This window comes from Bradyrhizobium cosmicum (assembly GCF_032290525.1).
Classification (GTDB): domain Bacteria; phylum Pseudomonadota; class Alphaproteobacteria; order Rhizobiales; family Xanthobacteraceae; genus Bradyrhizobium; species Bradyrhizobium cosmicum_A.
Map to the genome: position 1 here is coordinate 1 of NZ_JASXTA010000030.1, position 26,174 is coordinate 26,174.

General features: G+C 64.9%; 27 protein-coding genes and 2 pseudogenes. 25 read left to right on the forward strand and 4 right to left on the reverse strand.

The features are described from left to right. The 5 genes and pseudogenes from QSV46_RS34750 to QSV46_RS34770 all read left to right on the forward strand — a co-directional run. A pseudogene (locus tag QSV46_RS34750) lies at positions 1–122 on the forward strand (IS110 family transposase); the annotation flags it as partial. A gap of 404 nt (positions 123–526) precedes the next feature. After that, positions 527–1,760 (forward strand): annotated as a pseudogene (locus QSV46_RS34755) (ISL3 family transposase); the annotation flags it as partial. A 96-nt stretch (positions 1,761–1,856) separates the two neighbouring features. Then, complete coding sequence (locus QSV46_RS34760; protein WP_314962540.1) at positions 1,857–2,105, forward strand: DUF3768 domain-containing protein; 249 nt, start codon at positions 1,857–1,859, stop codon at positions 2,103–2,105. After that, positions 2,102–2,533, forward strand: coding sequence for a YbgC/FadM family acyl-CoA thioesterase (locus QSV46_RS34765; protein ID WP_314962542.1), 432 nt, complete (start codon positions 2,102–2,104; stop codon positions 2,531–2,533). The genes QSV46_RS34760 and QSV46_RS34765 overlap by 4 nt, the downstream gene beginning before the upstream one ends. A 78-nt stretch (positions 2,534–2,611) precedes the next feature. Continuing rightward, the gene (locus QSV46_RS34770; RefSeq protein ID WP_314962373.1) at positions 2,612–3,079 is read left to right on the forward strand and encodes a nuclear transport factor 2 family protein; all 468 of its coding nucleotides are present in this window, start codon (positions 2,612–2,614) and stop codon (positions 3,077–3,079) included. A 289-nt stretch (positions 3,080–3,368) separates the two neighbouring features. Here QSV46_RS34770 and QSV46_RS34775 read toward each other — a convergent pair whose 3' ends face one another. Both QSV46_RS34775 and QSV46_RS34780 read right to left on the reverse strand, forming a co-directional pair. Then, entirely contained in the window at positions 3,369–4,082 is a 714-nt protein-coding gene (locus QSV46_RS34775) for a type 1 glutamine amidotransferase (RefSeq protein WP_314962375.1), read from the reverse strand. A 27-nt stretch (positions 4,083–4,109) separates the two neighbouring features. Further along, positions 4,110–5,036 carry a LysR family transcriptional regulator gene (locus tag QSV46_RS34780; protein ID WP_314962377.1) on the reverse strand — a complete coding sequence of 309 codons (927 nt, stop codon included), beginning with the start codon at positions 5,034–5,036 and terminating at the stop codon, positions 4,110–4,112. A gap of 151 nt (positions 5,037–5,187) precedes the next feature. Between QSV46_RS34780 and QSV46_RS34785 the strand changes: the two genes are divergently transcribed. Genes QSV46_RS34785 through QSV46_RS34825 form a run of 9 tightly spaced genes read left to right on the forward strand, consistent with a single transcriptional unit; the run spans position 5,188 to position 13,962 of the window. Beyond that, a complete protein-coding gene (locus tag QSV46_RS34785; protein WP_314962379.1) occupies positions 5,188–6,144 on the forward strand; it encodes an N-carbamoyl-D-amino-acid hydrolase in 957 nt (318 codons plus the stop codon). A 32-nt stretch (positions 6,145–6,176) separates the two neighbouring features. Then, a complete protein-coding gene (locus QSV46_RS34790) occupies positions 6,177–7,004 on the forward strand; it encodes an ABC transporter substrate-binding protein (protein WP_314962382.1) in 828 nt (275 codons plus the stop codon). Continuing rightward, the gene (locus QSV46_RS34795; protein ID WP_314962383.1) at positions 7,001–7,858 is read left to right on the forward strand and encodes an amino acid ABC transporter permease; all 858 of its coding nucleotides are present in this window, start codon (positions 7,001–7,003) and stop codon (positions 7,856–7,858) included. The genes QSV46_RS34790 and QSV46_RS34795 overlap by 4 nt, the downstream gene beginning before the upstream one ends. After that, entirely contained in the window at positions 7,855–8,619 is a 765-nt protein-coding gene (locus QSV46_RS34800) for an amino acid ABC transporter ATP-binding protein (RefSeq protein ID WP_314962385.1), read from the forward strand. Before QSV46_RS34795 ends, QSV46_RS34800 begins: the two co-directional genes overlap by 4 nt. Positions 8,620–8,634: 15 nt before the next feature. Then, a complete protein-coding gene (locus tag QSV46_RS34805) occupies positions 8,635–9,450 on the forward strand; it encodes an ABC transporter substrate-binding protein (RefSeq protein ID WP_314962544.1) in 816 nt (271 codons plus the stop codon). Beyond that, the gene (locus tag QSV46_RS34810; RefSeq protein ID WP_314962387.1) at positions 9,437–10,321 is read left to right on the forward strand and encodes a polysaccharide deacetylase; all 885 of its coding nucleotides are present in this window, start codon (positions 9,437–9,439) and stop codon (positions 10,319–10,321) included. Before QSV46_RS34805 ends, QSV46_RS34810 begins: the two co-directional genes overlap by 14 nt. A gap of 8 nt (positions 10,322–10,329) precedes the next feature. Further along, complete coding sequence (locus QSV46_RS34815) at positions 10,330–10,986, forward strand: aspartate/glutamate racemase family protein (RefSeq protein WP_314962389.1); 657 nt, start codon at positions 10,330–10,332, stop codon at positions 10,984–10,986. Between the two features lie 22 nt (positions 10,987–11,008). Further along, positions 11,009–12,592 carry an ABC transporter substrate-binding protein gene (locus QSV46_RS34820; RefSeq protein ID WP_314962391.1) on the forward strand — a complete coding sequence of 528 codons (1,584 nt, stop codon included), beginning with the start codon at positions 11,009–11,011 and terminating at the stop codon, positions 12,590–12,592. After that, complete coding sequence (locus tag QSV46_RS34825; RefSeq protein WP_314962394.1) at positions 12,589–13,962, forward strand: amidohydrolase family protein; 1,374 nt, start codon at positions 12,589–12,591, stop codon at positions 13,960–13,962. Before QSV46_RS34820 ends, QSV46_RS34825 begins: the two co-directional genes overlap by 4 nt. Here the strand turns inward: QSV46_RS34825 and QSV46_RS34830 are convergent. Next, the gene (locus tag QSV46_RS34830) at positions 13,952–14,866 is read right to left on the reverse strand and encodes a LysR substrate-binding domain-containing protein (protein WP_314962396.1); all 915 of its coding nucleotides are present in this window, start codon (positions 14,864–14,866) and stop codon (positions 13,952–13,954) included. The genes QSV46_RS34825 and QSV46_RS34830 overlap by 11 nt on opposite strands. Positions 14,867–15,142: 276 nt before the next feature. On the opposite strand from QSV46_RS34830, the gene QSV46_RS34835 reads away from it, so the two are divergent. The 9 genes from QSV46_RS34835 to QSV46_RS34875 are packed head-to-tail and all read left to right on the forward strand — an operon-like array spanning position 15,143 to position 23,274. Continuing rightward, a complete protein-coding gene (locus QSV46_RS34835) occupies positions 15,143–16,177 on the forward strand; it encodes an ABC transporter substrate-binding protein (RefSeq protein WP_314962399.1) in 1,035 nt (344 codons plus the stop codon). Between the two features lie 23 nt (positions 16,178–16,200). Beyond that, entirely contained in the window at positions 16,201–17,235 is a 1,035-nt protein-coding gene (locus QSV46_RS34840) for an ABC transporter ATP-binding protein (RefSeq protein WP_314962402.1), read from the forward strand. Next, the gene (locus QSV46_RS34845) at positions 17,232–18,107 is read left to right on the forward strand and encodes an ABC transporter permease (protein WP_314962404.1); all 876 of its coding nucleotides are present in this window, start codon (positions 17,232–17,234) and stop codon (positions 18,105–18,107) included. Before QSV46_RS34840 ends, QSV46_RS34845 begins: the two co-directional genes overlap by 4 nt. Beyond that, complete coding sequence (locus tag QSV46_RS34850; RefSeq protein WP_314962407.1) at positions 18,104–18,910, forward strand: ABC transporter permease; 807 nt, start codon at positions 18,104–18,106, stop codon at positions 18,908–18,910. The genes QSV46_RS34845 and QSV46_RS34850 overlap by 4 nt, the downstream gene beginning before the upstream one ends. Positions 18,911–18,918: 8 nt before the next feature. After that, a complete protein-coding gene (locus QSV46_RS34855; protein WP_314962410.1) occupies positions 18,919–20,055 on the forward strand; it encodes an FAD-dependent oxidoreductase in 1,137 nt (378 codons plus the stop codon). A gap of 28 nt (positions 20,056–20,083) precedes the next feature. Further along, complete coding sequence (locus QSV46_RS34860; RefSeq protein WP_314962413.1) at positions 20,084–20,380, forward strand: (2Fe-2S)-binding protein; 297 nt, start codon at positions 20,084–20,086, stop codon at positions 20,378–20,380. Beyond that, a complete protein-coding gene (locus tag QSV46_RS34865; protein WP_314962416.1) occupies positions 20,377–21,795 on the forward strand; it encodes an NAD(P)/FAD-dependent oxidoreductase in 1,419 nt (472 codons plus the stop codon). The genes QSV46_RS34860 and QSV46_RS34865 overlap by 4 nt, the downstream gene beginning before the upstream one ends. Then, positions 21,792–22,913: an FAD-dependent oxidoreductase gene (locus QSV46_RS34870; RefSeq protein ID WP_314962419.1), complete on the forward strand. Its 1,122-nt coding sequence runs from the start codon at positions 21,792–21,794 to the stop codon at positions 22,911–22,913. The genes QSV46_RS34865 and QSV46_RS34870 overlap by 4 nt, the downstream gene beginning before the upstream one ends. A gap of 13 nt (positions 22,914–22,926) precedes the next feature. Continuing rightward, positions 22,927–23,274, forward strand: a complete 348-nt coding sequence (locus QSV46_RS34875; protein ID WP_314962422.1) for a RidA family protein — start codon at positions 22,927–22,929, stop codon at positions 23,272–23,274. A 4-nt stretch (positions 23,275–23,278) separates the two neighbouring features. Here the strand turns inward: QSV46_RS34875 and QSV46_RS34880 are convergent, their stop codons facing one another. After that, on the reverse strand, positions 23,279–24,205 hold the full coding sequence (locus tag QSV46_RS34880) for a LysR family transcriptional regulator (protein WP_314962425.1): 927 nt from the start codon (positions 24,203–24,205) through the stop codon (positions 23,279–23,281). A gap of 108 nt (positions 24,206–24,313) precedes the next feature. Here QSV46_RS34880 and QSV46_RS34885 point away from each other — a divergent pair, with 108 nt between their 5' ends. Both QSV46_RS34885 and QSV46_RS34890 read left to right on the forward strand, forming a co-directional pair. Continuing rightward, entirely contained in the window at positions 24,314–25,672 is a 1,359-nt protein-coding gene (locus QSV46_RS34885) for an MFS transporter (protein ID WP_314962428.1), read from the forward strand. Then, positions 25,669–26,166 carry a GAF domain-containing protein gene (locus tag QSV46_RS34890; RefSeq protein WP_314962431.1) on the forward strand — a complete coding sequence of 166 codons (498 nt, stop codon included), beginning with the start codon at positions 25,669–25,671 and terminating at the stop codon, positions 26,164–26,166. Before QSV46_RS34885 ends, QSV46_RS34890 begins: the two co-directional genes overlap by 4 nt. Positions 26,167–26,174: the final 8 nt, after the last annotated feature.

The window sequence follows — 26,174 nt, forward strand, 5'->3', positions numbered from 1 at the left end:
GGCAACGGCGCCATCCCAATGTCGCGGCCGTGGCTCTTGCCAACAAGAACGCGCGGATCGTGTGGGCTATGCTCACACGCGGCGCGGCTTATGAGCCGGCGCTTTCGGTGAAGGCGGCCTGAAGCGAAGCGGCAATCAAGGAAAGGAGGTCTCACCGGCAATTGCAACAAATGGCAGGAGATGGCGAAACGGTCACCCCGTCGCTTCCCGAACCTGATGTGTGGACCGGCACGGCTTGCGCCGATGTCTCGGGGCCGTTGAGGTGGAAGCGGGCGAAAACCATCGAGGCTCGCGGCGGAGACGTTGTCCAGCCGCATCAAGAAGCCGGATATACGTCAGCAGTTGTGGCCGTCGATCCTGATCAAGCCAGTCGTTGCAATCGGGCGGGGTCCATATACGTTCCACATATGAGTCAGAGCCAATTTTGGACGCCGATCCCCCGGCTTAGGGGGGCAATATTGGGGTCTGACTCATTTCTGATGAAGTTTGCCGGGCGACTGTGGTTCTCAAACGGAGAATCAGCGCCATGCGGACGGGCTTTCAAATCTCATCGCTAGTACCGAGTGGTTTGGTGCTTGATGGCGTAAGTGACTCAGTGGATTCACTTATTCTGGCTGTTAGGTCGGAAGCTGCGGAGGCTCAGTGCCCTTTGTGCGCGACAGCGTCGGGCCGCATCCATAGCCGCTACGTCCGGCACGTTGCCGATTTGCCATCAGCCGGCAGAAAGGTGCGCCTCCGATTGCTCACGCGGCGCTTCACATGTGAGGTGCCGCATTGCCGCCGGCGGATCTTCGCGGAGCGATTCGGAGAAGACGTCGTTCCGCTTCGACGGCGTCGGACGGCACGGCTCGAACACATTGTCCATCACCTGGGGTTGGCGCTCGGCGGCCGGCCGGCAGCAAGCTTTGCCAAGCGGCTCATGCTGCCTGTCAACAACGATACCTTGCTGCGGGTGGTCCGCCAGCGGACGGCGATGCCGACGGATCCATTGCTTGTTGTGGGTATCGATGACTGGGCGTTCCGGAGAAACCGTCGGTACGGGACCATCGTGTGCGATTTGGAGCGTCGGCGGATCGTTGCTTTGCTGCCCGACCGGGAAACGGCGACCGTTCAGGCGTGCTGTCGAAGCACCCGGGCATCAACATTGTGTCGCGAGATCGCGGTGGTGGATATGGCGAGGCAGCAGCTAGGGCGCTCCCGAACGCCATCCAGGTCGCCGACCGCTGGCGTCTGATGGAAAACGCGAGCGCGGCCTTTCTTGATGCGGTTCGCCGCTCCATGAGCAAAGTCCGAACCGCAATCGGGGCGACGACGATCGATCCTAAACTGCTGACCTGCGCGGAAAAGCTTCGTTATCAGGGCTATCTGCGGCGCCAGGAAAGCTATGCCGCAATTGCGGCTCTTGTCAGCGACGGTGTGCCGCTCAAGGAGATCGTCCGCCGCACAGGACATAGTCGCAATCTGGTTCGCCAAATTAGCCGCGGCGGCGGTACGGATATGTTCCGCACCCGTCAAAGCACCCGTTTCTAGACGCGCAGTGGTGAGGCGGCTGTCGCAACGATGCCGAACTCTGGCGCCGTTTGAGAGGGCAAGGCTTTAAGGGATCGCTGCGCGTGGTGGGGGAATGGGCCACGCGACGGCGACGCGCCGAGACTATCAGCCGTCAACAATTGCAGAAGGTCCCCGCCGCCAGGACGATAGCGCAGTTGCTGACAACGAAGCGCGACCACCTAAGCAAGGCCGAGACCGTAACGGTTGCCGGCGGAGCCTCCTTGCCTGCCCGTTCGGTCCTGCCGGCCTCGAATTCTCCCGACCGGCCGCGATGGTGCAGCCGATGGCCAACGGGAGAAACTCAAATGCTCAACGACACCCAAACCGACAAAATCCGCAGCCTTAACGAAAATTTCCGGCGCAACCCCCGGGGCGTGACCTGCCTCGAACCGGATCGTTTGGCCGAGTTGCTCGAAGCGGTGCGCAGGCGCGACAGCTTTACGCGGGATAACGATCCGCACGGCGAGCACGACTTCGGCGCCATTGACGAATCCCGAAGGTGCTACGGTTCGCGCTGGAAGGGACGTAGAAATCTACGCTTGTTTACGCTATAGCCCTCCAACGCCCCAATGAAATCAAGGCGCTGTGTTGCGATTTCGGCAAGCCAGAGTTTTCCGGCATCGTCTATCACGCCAACTATCTGCGTTACATGGAACGCGGGCGCACCAATCATCTGCGGCTGATGGGGGCCGAGCAGCAGGCGCTGTTCGACCAGGTCGAAACCGAGGGCGCGGGCTTTGCTTTCGTCGTGCGCTCGATGCGTCTGGATTTCCTCAAGCCCGCGCGCATGGACGACGTGCTCGATGTCGTGACATGGCCGGTTGCGGTGAAGGGCGCCTCGATCATGCTGGCGCAGGAGGTGCGGCGAGCTGAGGAGGTACTGGTGAAGGCCGAGGTGCGCGTCGCCTTCATCAGCGGCGGCCGCGCGCAACCAATCCCGAAATCAATCCGGACGCTGATGAGGGCCGATCTGATTTCGTGATCGCCCGATAGCTGATCGCCTATCGACTCCGCCGCATGCGGCGATAGATTGCGGCCTCGACCAACCGATGAGGCCATCATGTCGCGCCCGCCGCTTCCGCCCTTCACCCGAGAGACCGCCACGCAGAAAGCGCGCATGGCCGAGGACGCCTGGAATTCACGCGATCCGGTGCGCGTCTCGCTCGCCTATACCGAGGACAGCCGCTGGCGTAATCGCTCCGAGGTTTTTCAGGGTCGCGAGGCGATCGTCGCGTTCCTCACCCGCAAATGGGAGAAGGAGCAGGAGTATCGGCTGATCAAGGACCTCTGGGCCTTCGACGAAAACCGCATCGCCGTGCGCTTCCAATACGAGTGGCACGATGCCACCGGCCAGTGGTATCGGTCCTACGGCAACGAGCAGTGGGAGTTCGACGAGCACGGCCTGATGCGGCGCCGCGAGGCCTCGATCAACGACATTGCGATCGCGGAGGCGGACCGCCGGTTTCATTGGGCGGCGCCGGGGCCGCGGCCGGCCGATGTGGCGGGGCTGGGGACGGACCCGTTCTGATTACCCAATTACTTAATCGCTCTTGCCTTTTAGTTTTGGGAAGTCCTCCCAAAACCACAGACCACCTAGCGCCGCCACAAAGCCGGCCGCCATTAGCATCCACCCCTTCCACCGAAGTGCAAAGAACAAGAGATAGACTAGAGCGCCCAGCCCTACGACAATAAGGATCAGTGCAAACATCAGGCTTATTGCGCGACGAATTGGGCTCATTCTCTATCAGCCTAGCCTGAAGATCCAGAGGGCATTCTTGCCCTTGTCCCTTCAGGGTAGAAGAAAAGGCACTGCGCGACTAGAGCACCCTGCGCTTTGCGAGAAATCTCGTAATCGCCCCACCGAGCTTCGCGTTGTCCATCGGCTCCGCCAGCGACGCTCTCGCTGCAGCCACGACGTCATCCGGCGCCTTGCCGTCGCGCAGCTCGCAGCAAACTTCCGCGAATCCGAGGTCAAACTCCGGATGCGGCTGCACGGTCAGCGTGACGCCATTGGCGTAGAGCAGGCCGGCATGCGGCGTGAACTCCGACGAGAGGATCGTCAGCGCATCGCTCGGCGGCTCGATCACCTGGTCCTGATGCGAGGCGGCGATCGCGATCGCTTCGCCGTCGACGACGCCGTTCTCCGGCAGCACCCGATAGACGTGCCGGCCGATGCCCCAACCCTTCTCCGACTTGCGCACGGTGCCGCCGAGCGCCTGCGCGATCAGCTGATGGCCGAAGCAGACGCCAACCATCGGCGTCTTGTTGGCGTAAGCGGCGCGCACGAACTCTTCCAGCGGCGCGATCCAGTCGAGCCCGTCATAGACGCCGGCGGCAGCGCCGGTGATCAGCACGGCCTCGAGCTTGCCCGGATCGGGCAGCGCGTCGCCATTCGGGATGCTGACCACGTCGAATGTGGCCGCCGGATCCTCGGCGCGGACCATGCGTTCGAACATGTCCGGGAACGAGCCGTGCCGCTCGCGGTACTTTCGCGGGACCTGACCGGTCTCGATGATGGTGATGCGTGCCATGTGCCCCCAGGTCAAAGGTTGCAAAGCTCAGTCGCTTTCTGCCCCATGTTGCTGGTGTGGCGCTGTGCGCTCCAGCAGCGCGCTTTCCTTGCGGATCTCGTTGAGAAACGCCTTTGCCAGGCGCGACAGCGGCTCGGCTTCCGACCACAGCATATAGGCGATGGCGTGCGTGGTCGGCGTGAATGGCCGGACGACGAGGCCGAGGCCGCCGTTCTGGCGCGGCGAGAAGGGATCAACCACCGCAACGCCGACGCCGGCCGCTGCGAGCACGCAGGCCGTGTTGCAATAGCGCACCTCGACGGTCGGCTGGAATGGCGCGCCGGCACGGGCAAAACTGTCGCGCACGGCCTCGCCGAGCCGCGTGCCACGCTCCAGCCCGATGAAGGGCAGGCCGGAGAGATCAGCTGCCGAGATCACCGGTCTGTCGGCAAGCGGATGCTGCGGCGGCAGCACGCACACCATTTCGCCGCTGTGCACCACCTCATGCGCGATGCCGGGATGATGCGTCAGGCCGAGTGCGAAGCCGAGTTCGGCGACGCGGCTGAGCACGCCCTCGATGATGCCCTCGTAGCGTCGCACGTCGAAGAACACCCGCGTCTCCGGGCGGCGGCGCAGGAAGCCGGACAGCGCGGAAGGGATAATGCTGTAGGCGAGCGGCGGCGTTGCCACGATCGCAAGATGCCCGGAGCGGTTCTCACGCAGGTCGCGCACGCGGCTCTCGAGCTTGGCGTGCAGCGCGAAGATCGCTTCGCTCTCCTTGTACAGCGCCATCGCTTCCGAAGTCGGAAACAGCCGGTTGTTGACGCGCTCGAACAGCGCAAAACCCGCCTGCGCCTCCATCGTCTTCAGCGCGTTGCTCACTGCCGGTTGCGACAGCGCAAGTTCGTCCGCCGCCGCCACCGTGGTGCGATGGCGGATGACGGCACGCAGGATCTCGAGCTGGCGCAGGTTCATATCACTGCCAATTATACTCTGGGCCAAAACATCATAGCAGAACGAATTGATTTTGCAGCCCTGCTTCCGCGTAATGGCAGCGGATTTGCACGTCGCATCAAAGGGTTCATTCGCCCATTGAGGCAGCACTGCGCACAGATTGGAGGCAATCTTGGTTCGTGTCCTTCGCGCCGCCGCCGCACAGATGGGGCCGACGCAAAAAGCCGATACGCGCGAGCATACGCTGAAGCGTATGCTCGACATGCTGGAGGAAGCGGCCGGCCGCGGTGCCAGCCTCGTGGTATTTCCCGAGCTTGCCTTCACCACCTTCTTTCCGCGCTGGCTGCTCGAAGGCGATGCGCTCGACCAGTACTTCGAGCGCGGCATGCCGAACCCGGCGGTGGCCAAACTGTTCGACCGTGCGCGCGCGCTGCGCGTCGGCTTTTATGTCGGCTATGCCGAACTGACGCCGGACGGCCGCCGCTACAATTGCGCCATCCTGGTCGATCGTGACGGCGAGATTCTTGGCCGCTATCGCAAGGTGCATCTACCGGGCTCGGTCGAGCCGCGTCCGGGTGCGCGCTACCAGCAGCTCGAGAAGCGCTATTTCGACTATGGCGACCTCGGCTTCCCCGCCTTCCGCGCGGGCTCGGCCTGGGCCCACGCGATCATGGGCATGATGATCTGCAACGATCGCCGCTGGCCGGAATCCTGGCGCGTACTCGGCCTGCAGGGCGTCGAGCTCGTCTGCATCGGCTACAATTCGGCTGCCTACGATCCGAATGGCGGAGCCACGGAAGACGGCGCCTTGCGCACCTTCCACTCGACGCTGGTGACCCAGGCCAATGCCTACATGAACGCGACCTGGGCGATCTCGGTCGCGAAGGCAGGCGAGGAGGACGGCTCCGGGCTGATCGGCGGCTCCTGTATCGTCGATCCCAACGGCCGCATCGTTGCGCAGGCGCAGACGCTCGCGGACGAGGTCATCGTCGCCGACATCGATCTCGATCTCTGCCGCCAGGGCAAGGACAAGATGTTCAATTTCGCCGCCCACCGGCGGCCCGAGCAATACAGGGTGATCACCGAACGCGCCGGCGTCATCGAGCCGGCCGTTCTCGACGCGGACTAGCTGAATGGCACGGCGTTAACAAAGGAGCTGACATGATGCGTCCCTCGTACTTCCTTGGTTTCGCAGCTCTGGCTGCCGTGATGTCGGCCCAGGCGGCCGAGCTTCCGGCGGAGATCAAGCAGGCGGGCACGTTGAAGCTCACGGTCAACTCCACCTATGCGCCGATGGAATATCGCGATCCCGCTACCAACGAGCTGGTCGGGCTCGACATTGATCTGGCGAACGAACTCGCCAAGCGGCTCGGCGGCCTCAAGATCGTCTGGAGCGAGACGCCGTTTGCCGAGCTGATCCCGTCGCTCCAGACCAAACGCGCCGATTTCATCCTTTCCGGTATCTCCGACCGCGCCTCGCGGCGCGAGACTGCCGATTTCGTCGATTACCTCGGGACCGGCCCGCAGTTCTTCGTGATGGCGGACAACGGGGCCAAGGACGCCACCGATCTCTGCGGCAGGAAGGTCGGCACCACCCGCAGCACCAGCTTCCCGGTCGAGATCGAGAAGTGGAGCAAGCAGAATTGCGAGGCGGCCGGCAAGCCCGCCATCCAGTACGTCCCTGGCGAGAACTCGATCGACGTCCGCAACCAGCTCAAGCAGGGTCGCATCGACGCCGCCGTGCAGGGCAGTGAGACGCTGCCTTATGCGCAAACGCAGGAGCCCGGCAAATACCGCGTCGTCGGCGAGCCCTTTGCCAAAGGGTTTCAAGGCATCATGTTCCGCAAGGATGACGCCGCCTTCCGCGAGCTGGTGACGGAGAAGCTCACCGCGATGATCGCCGACGGCTCGTACAAGGCCGTTCTCGACAAATGGGGCCTCGGTGCGAACGCGGTCGCCCAGCCCATGCTGAACGCGGCGCCGCAATGAAGCCGGCACCGGCACTCGCGGAAGGCTTTCCCGACCTGTCGGGGATGCGGGTCGCGCGCGAGCCGCACTGGTTTCGCTGGATCAGCGCGGCCTTGATCGTCCTCGTGCTGGCGGCAATTGCGCGCGCGTTTGCGAACGGTCAGATCGAATGGTCCTATGTCAGCCGCTTCCTGACAGTGAAGGTCATCCTCGAAGGTATCGTCAACACCATGGTGATGGCGATGCTGGCGATGGCGCTCGGCATCTTTCTCGGCATCGTGGTGGCGGTCATGCGGCTGTCGCCCAATCCGGTGCTGAAGTCGGTCGCGGCCGGATACACTTGGCTGTTCCGCGGCACGCCGCTGATCCTGCAATTGCTGCTGTGGTTCAACCTCGCGCTGGTGTTTCCGACCATCGGCATTCCCGGCCTGTGGAGCGCGCGGGCCGTCGACGTCATGACGCCGTTCCTCGCAGCATTGCTCGGGCTCGGCATCAACCAGGGCGCCTATACGTCGGAAGTGATGCGGGCGGGCATGCTCTCGGTCGACATCGGACAATATGAGGCGGCGCAGGCGATCGGCATGGGACGGCTGCGCGCGCTGCGGCGGATCGTTCTGCCGCAGGCGATGCGCGTGGTGATCCCGCCGCTCGGCAACGAGTTCATCGGCATGGTGAAGGCGACCTCGCTCGCCAGCGTCATTCAGTATCCGGAACTGCTGCACAACGCCGAAAACATCTACTACGCCAATTCCCGCGTGATCGAGCTGCTGATCGTCGCCGGGCTCTGGTATCTGCTCGTGGTCTCGATCCTGACCCCGCTCCAGATGCTGCTCGAACGCCGTTTTGCGCGCGGCACATTGCAGTTCGCGCGATGACAAATCCCCTCGTCGCGATCCGCTCCGTAGCTAAGAACTTTGGCGAGTTCCAGGCTCTCAAGAGCGTCTCGCTTGACGTCTGGCCCGGCGAGGTGATGTGTCTGATCGGCGCGTCCGGCTCGGGCAAGACCACGCTGCTTCGCTGCATCAACCAGCTGGCCGCGATCGATGCCGGCGGCATCTGGCTCGATGGTGAGCTGCTTGGCGTGCGCGAGCAAAGCGGCAAGCTCCATCGCCTCAGTGAGCGCGAGATCGGGCGGCAGCGGCTAAAGACCGGCATGGTGTTCCAGCGCTTCAATCTGTTCCCGCACAAGACCGCGCTGGAGAACATCACCGAGGGACCGCTGCAGGTGCAGGGTCGCAAGCTGGAAGAGGTGCGTGCGGAGGCGCTCGAACTGCTCCGTCGCGTCGGGCTCGCGGCCAAAGCCGGTTCATATCCTGCGCAGCTTTCCGGCGGCCAGCAGCAGCGCGTGGCGATCGCGCGGGCGCTCGCGATGAAGCCGATGCTGATGCTGTTCGACGAGCCGACCAGCGCGCTCGATCCCGAGCTCGTCGGCGAGGTGCTCGCGGTCATGAAGGAGCTGGCGAAGAGCGGCATGACCATGATGGTGGTGACGCACGAACTCGGCTTCGCCCGCGAGGTAGCCGACCGCGTCGTCTACATGGATCAGGGCCTGATCGTCGAGCAGGGATGCGCTTCGGACGTATTGGGCGCGCCGCGCGAGGAGCGCACCAAGGCATTTCTTTCCGCTGTAATCTGAAATGGGGGCGTGATGATGAAGAGGCTTGTGGTTGCGGCGGCGCTTTTCGGCGCCATGAGTGTTCAAGCTTGGGCGATTGAGCTGCCGGCGGAAATCGTCAAGCGCGGCAGTATCAAGGTTGGCATCGTGCCGAACTATCCGCCGATGGAGTTCCGCGATCCCGCCACCAACGCACTGTCCGGCTTCGACATCGATCTCGGCGAAGCCATCGGCCGCAAGCTCGGCATCAAGCTCGAGTGGCAGGAGACCAGTTTCGCCGAGTTCATGCCGTCGATCTCGACTGGGCGGGTGGACGCCATTCTGTCCGGCTTCACCGACTATGCCAGCCGGCACGAGATCGCGTCGTTCGTCGATTATCTGCGCAGCGGGCCGCAGTTCTTCGTGCAGCAGTCGCGCAAGACCGAGTTCAAGGACGCGGCATCGCTCTGCGGCAAGAAGGTCGGCGCCAGCCGCCGCACCATGTTCCCGGCGCAGATCGCGGCCTGGAGCGAGAAAAATTGCGGCAGCAATCCGATCCAGTTCGTCGGCACCGACGGCTCGGCGGACGCCCGCACCCAGCTCAGGCAGGGCCGCATCGATGCGGCCGCCCAGGGCAACGAGACGCTACCCTACATCATGGACCTCGAGCCCGGCACCTATGCCGCCGTGGGCGAGCCGATCGCGCAGCAATTCACCGGCATCGCGCTGCCGGTCAAAGAAAAGGCGCTGCAGCAGGCGATGCTCGAGGCGGTCGATGCGCTGATTGCAGACGGCACGTATCGTACCCTGCTGGCGAAGTGGAAACTGAGCGACAATGCAATAGAGAAGGCGACCATCAATGCTGGACAGTAAGGCACTCCAGAGCATCCCGCTCATCCCGGCCAACACCGCGGATCCCGCGCCGGACTATCCCTGGCCGAAGCCGTACACTTCGGCGATGTTCCTGTCGTTCGACGTCGACGCGGAGAGCGCCTGGACCAGCAAGGATGCCGTGCACGCGCAGCGGCTCATCACCATGAGCTATGGCGGCTACGAGGCGCGCGTCGGCACGCCGAAGCTCCTGGAACTGCTGGACCAGCTCGATCTCAAGGCGACCTTCTTCGTCACGGGCTGGTCGGTCGATGCGCATCCGGCGATGGCCGAATCGATCCTCAAGGCCGGTCACGAAATCGGTCATCACGGCTATCATCATCTGTTGCCCGATCCCGGCGATCCCTGGATCGAGGACGAGCTGGAGCGCGGCTTCGAGGCGCTGAAGCGCCGGCTCGGCGTCAGGCCGACCGGTTATCGCGCGCCCTACGGCGAGTTCACCGAGGAGCTGCGCGTCGCGCTGGTGCGTCACGGCATCGTCTACACCTCATCGTTCCGCGACGACGTGCGGCCTTATCGCCATCGTCTCGCCGACGGCAAGCCCGGCACGATCGAGCTGCCGGTGACTGCGAGCTATGACGACTGGATGCACGGCCTCTCCGCCCGCTTCAGCCCGCGCTCGATCTTCCCCAAGGAGCACGTGCTCTCGATCTGGAAGGACGAGCTCGACGAAACGCGCGATTGGGGTGCGATGGTGACGACCGTGCTGCATCCGCAATGCAGCGGCCGCCCGATGCGGCTGCGCTTGTTGCGTGAGTTCCTGACTTACGCAAAATCCTGCCCGGACGTCTGGATCACCACCGGCGAGAAGATCGCGGAAAATTTCCTGCGCCACGAGGCCGGTAACCGCTAGGCTGCACCATGACCCATCGCCGCATTCTCGTCATCAACCCCAATTCTTCCGTATCGGTGACGGCGGCGATCGATCAGGCCGTCGCGCCGCTACGGATCGCGGGCGGACCTGATATCGCGGTGGTCGGTCTTGCCGAAGGACCGCCGGGCATCAGCTCGCAGCGCGACGCCGACAGCGTCGTCATGCCGCTGGTCAATCGCGTCACGCGCGACGATGCGGATGCCTTCGTGCTCGCCTGCTTCAGCGATCCCGGCCTGCATGCGGTGCGCGAGGTGGCCGGCCGCCGGCCGGTGCTGGGCATCGCCGAATGCGGCATTTTTCGCGCGCTGATGCTGGGCGAACGTTTCGGGGTGATCGCATTGTCGCCGTCGAGCATCCGCCGCCAGCAGCGGATGGTGCGGGTGATGGGTGTCGACAGCCGCTATGCCGGAAGCTGGTCGGTCGGCGCGAGTGCCGCCGAGACGGCAGGCACCGACATCCGCGGACGCCTGATCGAGGCGGGCCGCGCGCTGGTCACGCAATGCCGCGCCGACGTCGTGGTGATGGGCTGCGCCGGCATGGCGTCACATCGCGCGGCGATCGCGGAAGCGATCGGTGTGCCCGTGGTCGAGCCGACGCAGCAGGCGGTCGCGGCCGCGATCGGCGCCGTCTTGTTGAATACGTAAGATACTTCAGGAGCCCTTTGTAATGCCCGTCTCTCGCCGCTCGCTCCTCAAGGCCGCCGCTGCCATGCCGGCGCTTTCGCTGCCGGGCATCGTCCGCGCCGAAACGCAGAGGACGTTGCGCTTCATTCCCGTGATCGATCTCGCCTTCGTCGATCCGATCTACTCGACCGCGCAGGTGTCGCGAAACCATGGCTTCATGGTCTACGACACGCTCTACGGCATGAGCGCCTCGCTCCAGGTCTCGCCGCAAATGCTGTCGGGCCAGGCCGTCTCCGGCGACCAGATGCAATGGGACCTCAGCTTGCGCGACGGGCTGTTCTGGCACGACGGCGAGCGTGTGCTGGCGCGCGACTGTGTCGCCAGTATCCGCCGCTGGGCGGCGCGCGACGGCTTTGGCGGCGAGCTGCTGGAGGCGACCGCCGAACTGTCGGCAGCCGATGATCGGACCATCCGCTTCCGCCTCAAGCGTCCGTTCCCGCTGCTGCCGCAGGCGCTCGGCAAGGCCGCGATCAATCCCTGCTTCATGATGCCCGAGCGGCTGGCGAACCAGGATCCGTTCAAGCCGCTGACCGAGGTCGTCGGCAGCGGCCCGTTCCGCTATCTCGCCGACGAGCGCGTGCAGGGTGCCCGCAACGCCTATGCTAGGTTCGAACGTTATCAACCGCGCACCGACGGCAAGCCGGATTGGACCGCGGGGCCGAAGATCGTGCATTACGACCGCGTGGTCTGGACCACCACGCCCGATGCCGGCACCGGCGTCGCCGCGCTCCAGACCGGCGAGCAGGACTGGCAGGAGACCACGCCGCATGATCTGTTGCCGATCATCAAGGCCGCCGGCGACATCGAGACGCGCATCCTCGATCCCCGTGGTTACGCCTGCATGCTGCGCCTCAATCATCTGCAGCCGCCGTTCGACAATCCCGCCGTCCGCCGCGCCTTGCTGGGTGCGATCGATCAATCCGCGTTCATGACCGCGGTCGCTGGTACCGATCCGGCCTTCCAGGTCTCCCCGATCGGCTATTTTGCGCCGGGGACACCGATGGCGAGCGACGTCGGCCTCGACGTGTTCCGCAGCCCGCGCGATTACGCCAAGGTGAAAGCCGATCTCAAGGCTGCCGGCTACAATGGCGAGAAGATCGTGCTGCTCATCCCCACCAACTCGCTGGCGCAGAAGCCGCTCGGCGAGATCGCAGTCGACTCACTGCGAAAGGCCGGCATGAATGTCGAATATGCCGGGCTCGATTTCGCCGTGGTGCTGCAGCGCCAGCTCAAGAAAGACCCGATCGGGCAGGGCGGCTGGAGCGCCGCAGTCGGCAACTGGCAGGGCATCGACTGGCTCAACCCGGCCGGCAACACCAACATCCGCGGCGAGGGCAAGGTCGCAGGCTGGTATACGAGCGAGAAGATGGGGGCGTTGCGCAGCCAGTGGCTGGCGGCCTTCGAACTCGCCGAGCAGCAGCGCATCTGCCGCCAGATCCAGGCGGTGGCGTTCGAGGAAATTCCCTATATTCCGATCGGCCTGTACAAGCAGCCGACCGCCTATCGCAAGGCCATCACCGGCATTCTCGACGGCACCGCCGTGTTCTGGAACGTACGTCCCGCATGAGCACCACAGCAATCTTCGGCAGCTACGTGCTGTCACGGAAAGACGGCGCGCAGAATGTCTTGCGCGACCATTGGGTCCTGGTTGAAGGCAAGAAGATCGCAGCGATCACGCGCGACAGACCGAGCGCGGATCAGGTCTACGACCGCCCCGGCCGCTTCGTGCTGCCGGGCCTGCTCAACCTGCACAATCATTGCTTCTCCGAAGCGGTGGCGCGCAGTCATACCGAGGACGGGAACGGCCGCAAGAACAACCAGAGCATCGTCTATACGGTGCTGCTGCCGCTCACCAAGCGCGGCGCGGAGCTGTTGTCAGCGGAGGAACGCCTCGCAGTCGCGCGCCTCGGCATCCTTCAGCTCCTCAAGGGCGGCGCCACCACGGTGATGGAGCCGTTCCGCAATTCGATCCCCGAAATGTTCGATGCCGCCGAGGAGATGGGAATCCGCTTCTACGGTGCGCCCTATCTGTTCTCGACGTCCGACGCCAAGGCCGGTCCCGACGGCGTTGTGCAATATTCCGGCGATGACGGCACTGCCGACATGGCGACGTGGGATGCACTCTATCAACGCTGGAACAACCGCGGCGACGGGCGCATCGGCCTCGCCATGAGCCCGCATGCCACAGACACCTGCGGCCCCGATCTGCTCAAGGCCTGTGCCGCGCGGGCGCGAGAACTCGGCGTGCCCATCACCACGCACATGGCGCAGAGCCGGGCCGAGGTCGAGACCATCGGCAAGCGCTATGGCGGCCGCACGCCGGCGGAGTATCTGGACTGGCTTGGCCTGCTGGCGCCGGACCTGATGGCAGCGCATTGCATGTTCAGCAGCGACGGTGATCTCAAATTGATGGCCGCCCGCGGCATGACCGTTCTCAATTGCCCGCGCGTGTTCGCACGCGCCGGCGTCACCGCAGCGTTCAGCCGTTTTTCCGAGCACGGCGTCCGCACCGTGGTCGGCACCGACGGCTACAACATGGACCTGCTCGGCGAGCTCAACGCCGCCTCGCTGATCTCCAAGATCACGTCGCAGCGCGCCGATGTCGCCAATTCGCCGGAGCTGATCGAGGCGAACACGGCAATCGCCGCCGATGTCATCAAGCGGCCCGATCTCGGCCGGATCGAGCCGGGCGCCACTGCGGACCTTACCGTGGTCGATCTCACCCATCCGCATCTCCAGCCGCTGTTCGATCCGCGCCGCGCGCTGATCGCGATCGCCAACCGCGCCAATATCGATCAGGTCATGGTCGACGGTCGCATGCTGGTCGATGCCGGCCGCTATCTCGGCGCCGACGAAGCGGCGATCACGGCCGCCGGCACCGCCGCGATCGGCAAGATCTGGGACCTTCCGGAGGCGCAGGCCGCGTTCAACGGCTAAGAGCAGGCTCGTCGAACTCGGCGAGCGCCTTGCGCATGGTCTCGACCAGATCCAGCGCCACCGGCGAGGGGCTGCGTTGCGCCGGGAAGACCGCGGAGAATTCGAAATCGATGCGCGGCAGGAAGCGGCGTACGACGATGCCGCGGGTGGAAAATTCCTGCGCCGTGAAGGGATCGCAGATTGCGACGCCAAGTCCCGACGACACCATGCCGCACATGATCTCCGACAGCGTGGTCTCGATCCGCAGCACGCGGCGCACATCGTGGCGGTGGAAGACCTGGTCGACGAGGTGCCGGCTCGACGATCCCGCCGACAGCGAGATGAAGGTCTCGCCCTCGAAATCGCGCGGCTCCAGGACTTCCTTTTCCGCAAGGCGGTGACCTGTCGGAAGCACCGCGACGCGGGCCGGCGCCGGCAGTCTCTGGCTCGGCAGGCCGGAATGCGCGATCGGCACCTCGGCAAAGCCGACGTCGCACTGGTTGTTCAGCACCCAATCGACCACGATCGGCGAGATCACGCCGAAGAAGGCGAGGTTGAGGTTCGGCCGCTCCTTCAGGAAGTGACCGGTAAGCCGCGGCAGATAGCCGTTCGACAGCGCCGGCAGTGCTGCGATCCGGAGCGAGCCGGTGCGGCGGCCGCGGATTTCCTCGGCTGCGGCGGTGATGCGTTCGAGGCCGACGAAGGAGCGTTCCACTTCAGTATAGAGCGCCATCGCTGCGGCGGTCGGCACCAGCCCGGTGCCGCGTCGCTCGAACAGCTCCATCTTCAAGAGCGCCTGGAGGTCGCGCAGCAACCGGCTGACCGCCGGCTGCGTCACGGTCATCAGGGCTGCCGCCTCAGTCACGCTGCCCGTGAGCATCGTCGCGCGGAAGGCCTCCACCTGCCGCGAATTGATCCGCGCCATCCAAATTTCCATTCATAACATTTAGGCATGCAGAGGGTGCCATTATTCATTGGACGATGGAAGTCAGTGTTTGCGATCTTTTTCATCAGGACTGGAGACAGCCCGCTTTTTCGGCAGATTGGAGGGGTTCGAACCTCCAGATCGCGCCAAAGCCCGCCGAGCAGGGGCCGGAGCCCTGATCGGAGAGGATTTGCGCGGAAGGAAATGCGGCAACGCGCTTCAGCCCGCGAGACTCGTCGGCACGTCACCTCATTCCGGTATTGGAGATCGGTCCATATGAAGACTCTTCGCCTCCTGACAGCGGCCAGCATCGCGGCGCTCATTGCCGCCCCGTCGGCCGCCTCGGCCCAGCAGAAAACGCTCTATGTCGCCGGCTATGGTGGCTCGTTCGAGAAGACCATCCGCGACGAGGTGATTCCGGCCTTCGAGAAGGAGAACGGCGTCAAGGTCGAATACGTCGCCGGCAACTCCACCGACACCCTGGCCAAGCTTCAGGCGCAGAAGGGCAACCAGCAGATCGACGTCGCCATCGTCGACGACGGTCCGATGTACCAGGCGATCCAGCTCGGCTTCTGCGGCAAGCTCGACGGCCTGCCGGCCGATCTCTACGACACCGCCCGTTTCAAGGATGATCGCGCGGTCGCGATCGGCATCGTCGCCACCGGCCTGATGTACAACACCAAGGTGTTCGCCGAGAAGGGCTGGGCGCCGCCGACTTCGTGGAACGATCTGAAGGATACGAAATACGCCAAGCAGCTCGTGATCCCGCCAATCAACAACACCTATGGCCTCGAAGCGCTGGTGATGCTGTCGAAGATGAACGGCGGTGGCGAGACCAACGTCGATTCGGGCTTCAAGATCTTCAAGGAGCAGATCAATCCCAACGTGCTGGCCTATGAGCCGTCGCCGGGCAAGATGACCGAGCTGTTCCAGTCCGGCCAAGCCGTGATTGCGGTGTGGGGCACCGGCCGCGTGCAGAGCTTTGCCAACACCGGCTTCCCCGTCGATTTCGTCTACCCGAAGGAAGGCGCGGCGACGCTGCTCACGACCGCCTGTCCGATCACCAAGCCGAATGCGTCGCCGCTTGCGTCCAGCTTCGTCAAGATGCTGCTCGACCCCAAGACCCAGCTCGTGATGCTCAAGGATTACGGCTACGGCCCGGTGCTGAAGTCACTGGTGATCCCACCGGACCTCGGCAAGATGGCACCGATCGGCGAGCGCGCGGCAAAACTCTACAATCCGGACTGGACCGTCATCAACGAGAAGCGCGAGGAGTGGACCAAGCGCTGGAATCGCGAAGTCGAACGCTGATCGTTCGCGGCGGAGACAGCGTCATGGCCTATCTCGAGCTCGATGGGGTCGCCAAGCAGTTCGGCGCGCAGACTGTGGTCGACGACTTCAGTCTGTCGGTCGCGAAGGGGGAGTTCATCTCCTTCCTCGGCCCGTCCGGCTGCGGCAAGACCACGACCCTGCAGATGATCGCGGGTTTCCTCGACCCCACCCGCGGCGCGATCCGGCTGGAGGGCAAGGACCTGACCGCGATCCATCCGGCCAAGCGCGGGCTGGGGATCGTGTTCCAGAGCTACGCGCTGTTTCCGCACATGACCGCGGCCGAGAATGTCGCCTTCGGTCTCGAGATGCGCAACGTGCCGCGCACTGAAAGAGCCGAGCGCGTCCGTGCCGCGCTCGCGATGGTGGGACTCGCCGGTTACGAGGACCGTCATCCGCGCCGCATGTCCGGCGGCCAGCAGCAGCGCGTGGCGCTGGCGCGTGCGCTGGTGATCAAGCCGAGCGTGCTGCTGCTCGACGAGCCGCTGTCGAACCTCGATGCCAAGCTGCGCGAGGAGATGCAGATCGAGCTGCGCCAGATCCAGCGCACCATCGGCACCACCACGATTCTCGTCACCCATGACCAGAACGAGGCGATGTCGCTGTCCGACCGTATCGTGGTGATGAGCCAGGGCAAGATCGAGCAGATCGGCACGCCGCAGGAGACCTATGAAAAGCCGGCCTCGGCCTTCGTCTCGCAATTCCTCGGCAAGACCAACGATTTTGCGGGGACGATCGATCGGGCTGCGACGCCGGCGCGGGTGACGGCGGGCTCCTGGAGTGCGCCGGCGCCAGTTGGCCTCAGCGGTCCCGTGATGGTCAGCATTCGTCCTGAGCGCATCGGCTTTGGCGACGCGGGCCTCAGCGCAAAGATCGTCACGCGCATCTTCCAGGGCAATCACTGGCTGTTCCAGTGCGACAGCGAATGCGGCCCGGCGATCGTGATTCGCCAGAATGATGGCGAGAGACAGCCGGCCGAGGGTGAGGCTGTTCGGTTGGCTTGGCGGCCGGAGGACATGAGCGTGAGAGGCGTCGCATGAGCGCGGCCGCCGAAGAGCGCAACGTGCGTGCGCCATGGGCGCTGACCGCGCCCGCCCTGATGCTGTTCGTCGGCGTGCTGTTGATTCCGCTGGCGATGACCGTGATGCTGTCGTTCCACGACTGGGGCCAGTACAAGGGCATCGAGCCGGTCTTCATCCTGAAGAACTGGCGCGAGATCGCGACCGATCCTTACTACGCCGAGATGTTCTGGCGGACGTTTCGGATCGCAATCCTGACCACGCTGCTCACCGCCGTGCTCGGGGCGCCCGAGGCCTACATCCTCAACCGCATGGACGGCCGCTGGAAGAGCTTTTTCCTGCTTGTGATTCTAGGACCGCTGCTGATTTCCGTGGTGGCGCGGACGCTGGGCTGGGCGCTGCTGTTCGGCGGCAACAACGGCCTCGTCAATAAGCTGTTGATGTCCGCCGGTGCGATGCGCTCTCCCATTCCGTTCATGTTCACGGAAACAGGGATGGTGATCGCGCTCGCGCATGTGATGATGCCGTTCATGGTGTTGTCGGTGTGGGCGGCGCTGCAGCGGCTCGATCCGCAGATCGAGAATGCCGCGATGTCGCTCGGCGCGGGCCCGATCACCACCATCCGCCGCATCATCATGCCGCAGATCATGCCGGGCGTGCTGTCGGGCGCGATCATCGTGTTTTCGCTCTCGGCCAGTGCCTTTGCGACACCCGCGATCATCGGCGGCCGCCGGCTCAAGGTCGCGGCGACGCTCGCCTATGACGAGTTTCTCAACACGCTGGACTGGCCGCTGGGCGCGGCGGTCGCAACGCTGCTGCTGGTTGCGCTGGTGCTGATCGTCGTCGGCAGCAATGCGCTGATCGAGCGCCGCTATGCCGAGGTGTTCCGATGAGACGGAACGGCCCGCTCGCGCTGATCTTCCACACCATCTTCGTCATCGTCATGGTGGCGCCGATCCTGGTGGTCTGCCTCGTCGCCTTCACGCCCGAGGGCTTTTTGTCGCTGCCGACCAACGGTTTTTCGCTGCGCTGGTTCAGGGCGATCGCGAATTATCCCGAATTCGTCCACGCCTTCTGGGTCAGCCTCGGGCTCGGTGCACTCTCTTCCCTCGTGGCCCTGCTGTTCGCGGTGCCCGCGGCGCTCGCGATCGCGCGCTATCGCTTCCGCGGCCGTGATGCATTGGCGGCGTTGTTCCTGTCGCCGTTGATGATCCCGCATGTCGTGCTCGGCATCGCCTTCCTGCGCTTCTTCACCTCGGCGGGGATGGGCGGAAGCTTCGCCGCGCTGATCATCGCGCATGTCATCATCGTGTTTCCGTTCGCGCTGCGGCTGACACTCGCGGCCGCGACCGGCATGGATCTTTCGGTCGAGATGGCGGCGGTCTCGCTCGGTGCCGGGGGCTGGACGCTGTTCCGCCGCGTGACCTTGCCGCTGATCCTTCCGGGTGTCATCAGCGGCTGGGCGCTCGCCTTCATCCAGTCGTTCGACGATCTCACCATGACCGTCTTCCTTGCGGCACCGGGCACCGAGACGTTGCCGGTGCGCATGTTCCTCTACATCCAGGACAACATCGATCCGCTGGTGACGTCGGTCTCGGCCTGCGTGATCGCGATCACCATGACCGCCCTCATTCTGCTCGACCGCTTCTACGGGCTCGACCGCGTGCTCGCCGGCAAGAGCGATCCGGGACGATAGGAGAATCTATGCGAACGGACTACGACGTCGCCGTCGTTGGCGGCGGATTGCTCGGCTCCTCGATTGCGTGGGGCCTCGGTCGGCTCGGCAAGAGCGTGGCCGTACTCGATGAAGGCGACATCACCAAGCGCGCCTCGCGTGCCAATTTCGCGCTGGTCTGGGTCCAGAGCAAGGGCCTCGGCATGCCCGCCTATACGGTCTGGACCGTGCAGGCGTCACAAGCGTGGGGCCGGCTCGCTTCGGAGCTGAAGCAACAGACCGGCCTCGATGTCTCTCTTCAGCAGAATGGCGGCTTCCATCTGACGCTCGGCGAGGACGAATTCGGCCAGCGCACCGACCTGGTCAAGCGCATGCACAACCAGGCCGGCGCGGCCGACTACAAGATGGAGATGCTGTCCGCATCCGAGGTGAAGAAGTCGCTGCCGCTGATTGGACCTGAAGTTTCCGGCGGCAGCTATTGTCCGCTCGACGGCCACGTCAATTCGCTGCGCACTTTTCGCGCCTTCCACACCGGCTTCAGGGCGTTTGGTATCGACTATTTTCCGGAGCGTCCGGTCTCGGCGATCGGCAAGAGCGGCGGCGAATTCCACCTGACCACGCCGAAGGGCGAACTCCGCGCCGCCAAGATCGTGCTCGCGGCCGGCAATGCCAACCAGACGCTCGCGCCGATGGTCGGCCTCACCGCGCCGATGGGCCCGACCCGCGGCCAGATCGTGGTGACCGAGCGCACCATGCCGTTCCTGCCGCATCCCCTCACCACGATCCGCCAGACCGACGAGGGCACGGTGATGATCGGCGACAGCAAAGAGGACGAGCTCGACGATCGCACGCTGAAGCATTCGATCAGCGCGGTAATGACCGATCGCGCGCAGCGGATGTTCCCGCATCTGTCGCGGCTCAACGTGGTCAGGAGCTGGGCCGGTATCCGCGTCATGCCGCAGGACGGCTTTCCGATCTACGACCAGTCGGAGACGCATCCCGGCGCCTTCGTCGCCTGCTGCCATTCCGGCGTGACGCTCGCCTCCAACCACGCCTTCGAGATCGCGCGCATGGTCGCGCAAGGTGCGCTCGAGCCGGAGCTAGTTGGCGCGTTCTCCGCCAGCCGTTTTGGCGCCGTCGGCACTGCGAACAACAGCGGCTACTAGAGATATTGAAGGAGCCAAGAGGCATCCCATGTTTAGACGTTCCGAGCAGGACAAGCGCCCGCAATTGCAGATCTTCGTCGACGGCGTTGCCGTCGCGGCGCGCCAGGGCGACACTGTTTCCGCAGCGCTGCTGGCCTCGAGCTGCGACGCACGCCGTTCGACCGCGGTGAGCGGCGCGCCGCGTCTGCCCTACTGCATGATGGGCGTGTGCTTCGACTGCCTCGTCACCATCGATGGCGTCGGCAACCGCCAGGGCTGCCTCGTGCCCGTCGCCGAGGGCATGCAGATCGAAATCCAGAAGGGCAAGCGGGAGATCGGGAAATGACTGTGGCTCCCAAGCGCGAGAATTACGATGTCGTGGTGATCGGCGCCGGACCCGCCGGCCTCGCTGCCGCTGCGACCTCCGCCGAAGCCGGCCTCTCGACGCTGCTGCTCGACGAGAATATCGGCCCGGGCGGCCAGGTGTTTCGCGCCATTGCCTCGACGCCAGTGACCGATCGCAATCAGCTCGGGGCCGACTATTGGGTCGGTGCCGATCTGGTTCAGTCGCTGCGTACGAGCAATGCCGAGGTCATCCATCGTGCCACCGTCTGGAGCCTCGACCGCAATCTCGAGATTGCCGTCTCCATCGGCGGCGCCTCCGCCTTCGTCAAGGCGGGGCGCGTGATCCTCGCGACTGGCGCGCTCGAGCGGCCGTTCCCGATTCCCGGCTGGACGCTGCCGGGCGTCATGACCGCGGGCGCCGCGCAAACCATGCTGAAATCATCGGCCCTGGTGCCTGACGGACGCACCGTGATTGCGGGTCAGGGGCCGCTACTCTGGCTGCTCGCCGCGCAGATCCTGCGTCTTGGCGGCCGCATCGATCGCATCCTCGACACCACTGAGCGCGGCAATTATTTCGCGGCGCTCCCGCACGCCTTCGCATTCCTGACCTCGCCCTATTTCGCCAAGGGCCTGTCGATGATGCGCGAGGTGAAGGCGAAGGTGCCGGTTGTCGCCGGCGTCACGGAGCTCGCTGCGGCCGGTGATGGCCAACTGGCGAGCGTCAGCTATGTCGCCGGTGGCAAGCGCGAGACCGTTCCGGCCGATCTGTTGTTGCTGCATCAGGGCGTGGTGCCTAACGTCAATCTCGCGATGGCAGCCGGTGTCGAGCATCGTTGGGACGATCTGCAGTTGTGCTGGTCGCCGGTGCTGGACGCGAGCGGCAATTCGTCGGTTACCGGCATTGCGATCGCCGGAGACGGCGCCGGTATCGGCGGCGCGAATGCGGCGGTCGTCCGCGGCCGCATCGCGGCGCGCGCGGCGGTGGAGGCAGTGGCGCCCGCGGCCGCGGCGAAGCTTCCCGCCATGGCCACACTCCGCACCGGTCTCGCCAAGGCCGAGCGCGGCCGAGTCTTCCTCGATACGCTGTTCCGCCCCGCGCCGCAGTTCCGGATTCCCTCGGGCGACATCATCGTCTGCCGCTGCGAAGAGGTGACGGCAAAGGACGTTCTCGACGCCGTTGCGATCGGTGCGACCGGGCCGAACCAGCTCAAGGCCTATCGCCGCACCGGCATGGGCCCATGCCAGGGCCGGCTCTGCGGACTCACCGTCACCGAGCTGATGGCGCAGGCGCGCGGGAAGACTCCGGAGGAGATCGGCTATTACCGGCTGCGCGCACCGGTGAAGCCGATCACCCTGGCCGAGCTCGCCGCCGTCCCGAAGAGCGAAGACGATATCAAGGCCGTGGTGCGCGGATGACAACAAACGTGGATGCGATCGTCGTCGGCGGCGGCATCCACGGATGCTCGACCGCACTGCATCTGTGCCTCGCCGGCATGAAGCCGGTGCTGATCGAGAAGGATTATGCCGGCCGCCACGCCTCTGGCGTCAACGCCGGCGGCGTACGCCAGCTCGCGCGGCACATCCCTGAAATTCCTCTCTCGATTCGCTCGATGGGGATATGGGAGAAGATTTCAGATCTCCTTGACGACGATTGCAGCTTCGAGAGCTACGGCCAGGTGCTGGTCGCGGAGAACGAGGAGGAGCTTGCGGTCTGCCGCGCACGCGTGGCCGAGCTCAACGCGCTTGGCTTTACCCATGAAGAGCTGATCGACGCGATCGAACTGCGGCGCCTCGTGCCGGCGGTGGCCGAGACCTGTCCCGGCGGCGTCATCTCGCGCCGCGATGGTGCGGCCAATCCGGCGCAGACGACGACCGCGTTCCGCCGCAAGGCCGAGCAGCTCGGCGCGACCGTGCGCGAGGGCGTGGCGGCCGGCAACATCCGCTACAGCGACGGCCTCTGGCACGTCGACGTTGGCACTGAAAGCTTTGCCGCGCCGGTGCTGGTCAATGCCGCCGGCGCCTGGGCCGGCAAGATCGCGGCCGCGCTCGGCGAGCCGGTTCCGGTCGAGACCGTGGCGCCGATGCTGATGATCACCTCGCGCGTGCCGCACTTCATCGACCCCGTCGTGATCCTGCGTGGGCGCAAACTCTCCTTCAAGCAGTTCGCCAACGGCACCGTGCTGATCGGCGGCGGCCATCTGGCAACGCCGTACCAGGATCGCAACGAGACGGTGCTGGACTGGAAGAGCCTCGCGACCAGCGCCCGCACCGTGTTCGAGCTGTTCCCGGTGATGCGCAGCGCCACCATCGTTCGCGCCTGGGCCGGCATCGAAGCCAAGATGAAGGACGATATCCCTGTGTTCGGCCCGAGCAGCCGCCACAAGGGGCTCTATCACCAGTTCGGCTTCTCGCTGCACGGCTTCCAGCTCGGCCCCGGCGCCGGCGCGGTGATGGCCGAGCTGATCGCCAATGGCGGCACCCAGACCCGCATCAGTGATCTCGGCATCGACCGCTTTCATCCCTCCACGCTCTAACCACGAGGACATCATGAGCATCACCCGCAGCATCCGCACGCCCATCATGCATCGCGCCGTCGAAGCCAATGGCTTCGTCTTCGTCGGCGGCACCATCGCCGACGACACGTCCGTCTCGATGGGTGACCAGACCCGCAACATTCTCGGCAAGATCGCCGGCTATCTCAAGGAAGCCGGCACCGACAAGAGCCGCGTGGTCAGCGCCTCGATCTTCGTCACGGATCTCTCCAGGAAGAAGGAGATGGACGCGGCCTGGACCGAGTTCTTCGGCGACAATCTGCCGACCCGCGCCACCGTCGGCGTCGCCGATCTCGGCGGCGGCGCGCTGATCGAGGTGGTGGTCACCGCGCTCAAGGGCTGACCGATCAGTCCGATCCGGCGAACATTCCGACCAGGGTCTCGCGCAGCCAGCGCTGCGCGGGGACCGTGTCGTTGCGCTGGTGCCAAAACAGGCTGACGATGCGCGGCGGCGCTTGGAGCGGAAGGGGCATGGCGTGCAGGAACGGCGCATGGCGGGACTGCGAGCGGAGATCGCGCGGCAGCACAGCGATGAGATCGGACTGCCGCACGATCTCGTAGGCGGCGCTGTAATGATTGACCGTTGCGACCAGATTGCGCGACAGCCCGCGCGAGGCGAGGAAGAGATCATAGGAGGGCAGAGTCTTGCCGGCCAGGCTCACATCGACATGCCGGGCGTTGAGGAAGGCGCGCGTGCTCAGCCGCTTCTGGACGGCGAACGGATGGTCGCGCCGCATGAAGCAGGCATAGTCGACGGTCCACAGCGAACGTGAGCGAATCGCGGCCGGCTGCTGCGCCTCGTTGACATAGACGCTCAGCACGCAGTCGACCCGGTTATCCTCGAGCTGATCGGCGATCTCCAGGACCGTGTTGGGAACAGTATGAACGCGTGCCTTCGGCGCGATCCCGCCAAAATGGTTCAGCACGTTCGGCATCACCAGCGAGGCCACGTAATCCGACATCGACAGGGTGAACTCGGTTTGCGCGCGGCCGGGGTCGAACACCTGCTCGTCGAGCGCGCCGCGCACGCTCTCAAGCGCCTCCCCGACCGGCCGCCACAGCACCACAGCACGTTGGGTGGGGCGGATTCCGGGGCCTGATCTCACGAACAGGGGATCGCCCAGCGCGTCCCGTAGCCGCGCGAGCGCGTTGCTGACCGCGGGCTGCGTCATCGTCAGCGCATTCGCTGCACGAGTGACGCTGCCCTCGGTCATCAGCGCCTCGTAGACTTTCAGAAGGTTGAGGTCGAGCGCGCGGAACGACACGGCGGACATTCACCACAGTGATATGCTAGATCATGATTATAAATTATGACGATAATGTCACTTTGTCTATGGTTCCCTGATGCGGCGTGCCGGGCCGCGAGAATCGAGGGGACCTTCATGTCGATGATATCGGCGCGCATCGAGCGCCTTCCGTTTGCACGTTTCCACACGCATCTGCTGCTGATGGGTGGGCTCGGCTACATGTTCGACGCGATGGACGCGGCGGTCTTGGCCTTCATCCTGCCGGTGTTGCGCACCGCATGGAATCTCTCAAGCGTCCAGATCGGCGTGCTCGGCAGCAGCACCTATATCGGCTTCCTGTTCGGCGCCCTGCTCGCCGGCACGCTGGGCGACCTGATCGGTCGCCGCGCGGTGATGATGTCGGCGCTGGCGCTCTACTGTGCCGCGTCGATCGTGAGTGCGGCGGTGGACTCCTGGTCCTCGTTCTTCGCCGCCCGCGTCGTCGCCGGGATGGGCACCGGCGCGGAGAGCGCGATCATCGCGCCTTACCTGGCTGAATTCGTGGCCCGGCGCTTCCGCGGCAGCTTTACAGGCGCGCTGGCCGGCTTCTTCTCGTTCGGCTTCGTCGCTGCCGCCTTGCTCGGCTACTTTATCGTCCCCGCCTACGAAAACGGCTGGCGCATCGTGCTGGTGATCACCGCGGTGCCCGTCGTCATGCTGTTGTGGTGGCGCAGGGCCTTGCCGGAATCGCCGCGCTGGCTGGAAAGCCGGGGACGGGAGAAGGAAGCCGAAGCGATCCTCGACCGGATCGAGGCGGGCTTTGCGCGCGAGGGCCATGCGCTTGCACAGCCGCTCGTGGAAACCTCGCCACCCGTCGGGACTGCCGGAACGCTGCTCGCCAACTTCGCGGCGCTCCTGGCGGGCCGGCAGGCGCGCATCACCATCATGACCTGGATCATGTGGCTTGCGATCACCTTCAGCTATTATTCCTTCTTCGTCTGGATTCCGGGCCTTCTGGTCCAGAACGGCATGAGCATCACCAAGAGCTTCGCCTATTCGATCGCGATCTATTGCGCGCAGATTCCCGGCTATTTCAGCGCCGCCTGGTTCAACGAGCGCATCGGCCGGCAGGCGACGATTGCGTCCTACATGGTGCTCGGCGGCGTCAGCGCGCTCGGGCTCGCCTTCGCGCAGAGCGACCAGCACATCATGCTGGCGGGAATCTTGCTGTCGTTCTTCATGAACGGCACCTATGCGGGCGTCTATGCCTATACCGCCGAGGTGTTTCCGACCCGGGTCAGAACCACCGGCGCCGGGCTCGCCTCCGCGATCGGCCGTATCGGTGCGATCGTCTCGCCGATCCTGGTCGGCTACCTCTATCCCAATTTCGGCTTCGCCGGCGTGTTCGGCCTCACCACCAGTGTCCTGCTGATCGGAGCGCTCACCGTCGTGCTGATGGGCGTGCCGACGCGCGGCCGTTCGCTGGAAGAGATTGCGGCGGGTGAAGTCGCATGACGCGCGCGCAACTCGGCGCCGATCCCCTTCTCTGCGCCGTCGCTGTCGCGCAGGGCAGGCCCGATCAGCCGGACGCGCTGTTCGCGGCGCTGGACGAAGCCTTGAGGTCGGCGATCGGGCACAAGCTGTTCACGATCCTGACCTATGACGACGACAGCCGCGAGGCGGCGCGCCTCTATTCCAATCTCCCCGGTCCATATCCTCCCGGCGCGCGCAAGCGGCTGTCGCCGGGCCCGTGGACCGCGGCTGTGCTCGACTGCGGCGAGGCCTATATCGGCCGCACGCCGGACGATCTGCGCGCGGTATTTTCCGACCACGAGTTGATCGCCTCGCTCGGCTGCGCCAGCGTGCTCAACATGCCGGTGCGCTGGCGCGGCCGCACGCTCGGGTCGCTGAACCTGCTCCACGAAGCGGGGTGGTACGTTGAGGACGACGTCGCTGCGTGCCTGCCCTTCGCCCAGCTCGCCTTGCCCGGGCTCCTCACGCCGTCCTGACCAGACTG

Coding starts and splice junctions, on each gene's coding strand:
- QSV46_RS34770 (WP_314962373.1), top strand. CDS start 2,612: ATGTCGCGCCCGCCGCTTCCGCCCTTCACCCGAGAGACCGCCACGCAG.
- QSV46_RS34775 (WP_314962375.1), bottom strand. CDS start 4,082: ATGGCACGCATCACCATCATCGAGACCGGTCAGGTCCCGCGAAAGTAC.
- QSV46_RS34860 (WP_314962413.1), top strand. CDS start 20,084: ATGTTTAGACGTTCCGAGCAGGACAAGCGCCCGCAATTGCAGATCTTC.
- QSV46_RS34805 (WP_314962544.1), top strand. CDS start 8,635: ATGAAGAGGCTTGTGGTTGCGGCGGCGCTTTTCGGCGCCATGAGTGTT.
- QSV46_RS34885 (WP_314962428.1), top strand. CDS start 24,314: ATGTCGATGATATCGGCGCGCATCGAGCGCCTTCCGTTTGCACGTTTC.
- QSV46_RS34875 (WP_314962422.1), top strand. CDS start 22,927: ATGAGCATCACCCGCAGCATCCGCACGCCCATCATGCATCGCGCCGTC.
- QSV46_RS34880 (WP_314962425.1), bottom strand. CDS start 24,205: ATGTCCGCCGTGTCGTTCCGCGCGCTCGACCTCAACCTTCTGAAAGTC.
- QSV46_RS34870 (WP_314962419.1), top strand. CDS start 21,792: ATGACAACAAACGTGGATGCGATCGTCGTCGGCGGCGGCATCCACGGA.
- QSV46_RS34865 (WP_314962416.1), top strand. CDS start 20,377: ATGACTGTGGCTCCCAAGCGCGAGAATTACGATGTCGTGGTGATCGGC.
- QSV46_RS34850 (WP_314962407.1), top strand. CDS start 18,104: ATGAGACGGAACGGCCCGCTCGCGCTGATCTTCCACACCATCTTCGTC.
- QSV46_RS34825 (WP_314962394.1), top strand. CDS start 12,589: ATGAGCACCACAGCAATCTTCGGCAGCTACGTGCTGTCACGGAAAGAC.
- QSV46_RS34800 (WP_314962385.1), top strand. CDS start 7,855: ATGACAAATCCCCTCGTCGCGATCCGCTCCGTAGCTAAGAACTTTGGC.
- QSV46_RS34815 (WP_314962389.1), top strand. CDS start 10,330: ATGACCCATCGCCGCATTCTCGTCATCAACCCCAATTCTTCCGTATCG.
- QSV46_RS34890 (WP_314962431.1), top strand. CDS start 25,669: ATGACGCGCGCGCAACTCGGCGCCGATCCCCTTCTCTGCGCCGTCGCT.
- QSV46_RS34835 (WP_314962399.1), top strand. CDS start 15,143: ATGAAGACTCTTCGCCTCCTGACAGCGGCCAGCATCGCGGCGCTCATT.
- QSV46_RS34810 (WP_314962387.1), top strand. CDS start 9,437: ATGCTGGACAGTAAGGCACTCCAGAGCATCCCGCTCATCCCGGCCAAC.
- QSV46_RS34780 (WP_314962377.1), bottom strand. CDS start 5,036: ATGAACCTGCGCCAGCTCGAGATCCTGCGTGCCGTCATCCGCCATCGC.
- QSV46_RS34845 (WP_314962404.1), top strand. CDS start 17,232: ATGAGCGCGGCCGCCGAAGAGCGCAACGTGCGTGCGCCATGGGCGCTG.
- QSV46_RS34855 (WP_314962410.1), top strand. CDS start 18,919: ATGCGAACGGACTACGACGTCGCCGTCGTTGGCGGCGGATTGCTCGGC.
- QSV46_RS34795 (WP_314962383.1), top strand. CDS start 7,001: ATGAAGCCGGCACCGGCACTCGCGGAAGGCTTTCCCGACCTGTCGGGG.
- QSV46_RS34840 (WP_314962402.1), top strand. CDS start 16,201: ATGGCCTATCTCGAGCTCGATGGGGTCGCCAAGCAGTTCGGCGCGCAG.
- QSV46_RS34830 (WP_314962396.1), bottom strand. CDS start 14,866: ATGGCGCGGATCAATTCGCGGCAGGTGGAGGCCTTCCGCGCGACGATG.
- QSV46_RS34760 (WP_314962540.1), top strand. CDS start 1,857: ATGCTCAACGACACCCAAACCGACAAAATCCGCAGCCTTAACGAAAAT.
- QSV46_RS34820 (WP_314962391.1), top strand. CDS start 11,009: ATGCCCGTCTCTCGCCGCTCGCTCCTCAAGGCCGCCGCTGCCATGCCG.
- QSV46_RS34790 (WP_314962382.1), top strand. CDS start 6,177: ATGATGCGTCCCTCGTACTTCCTTGGTTTCGCAGCTCTGGCTGCCGTG.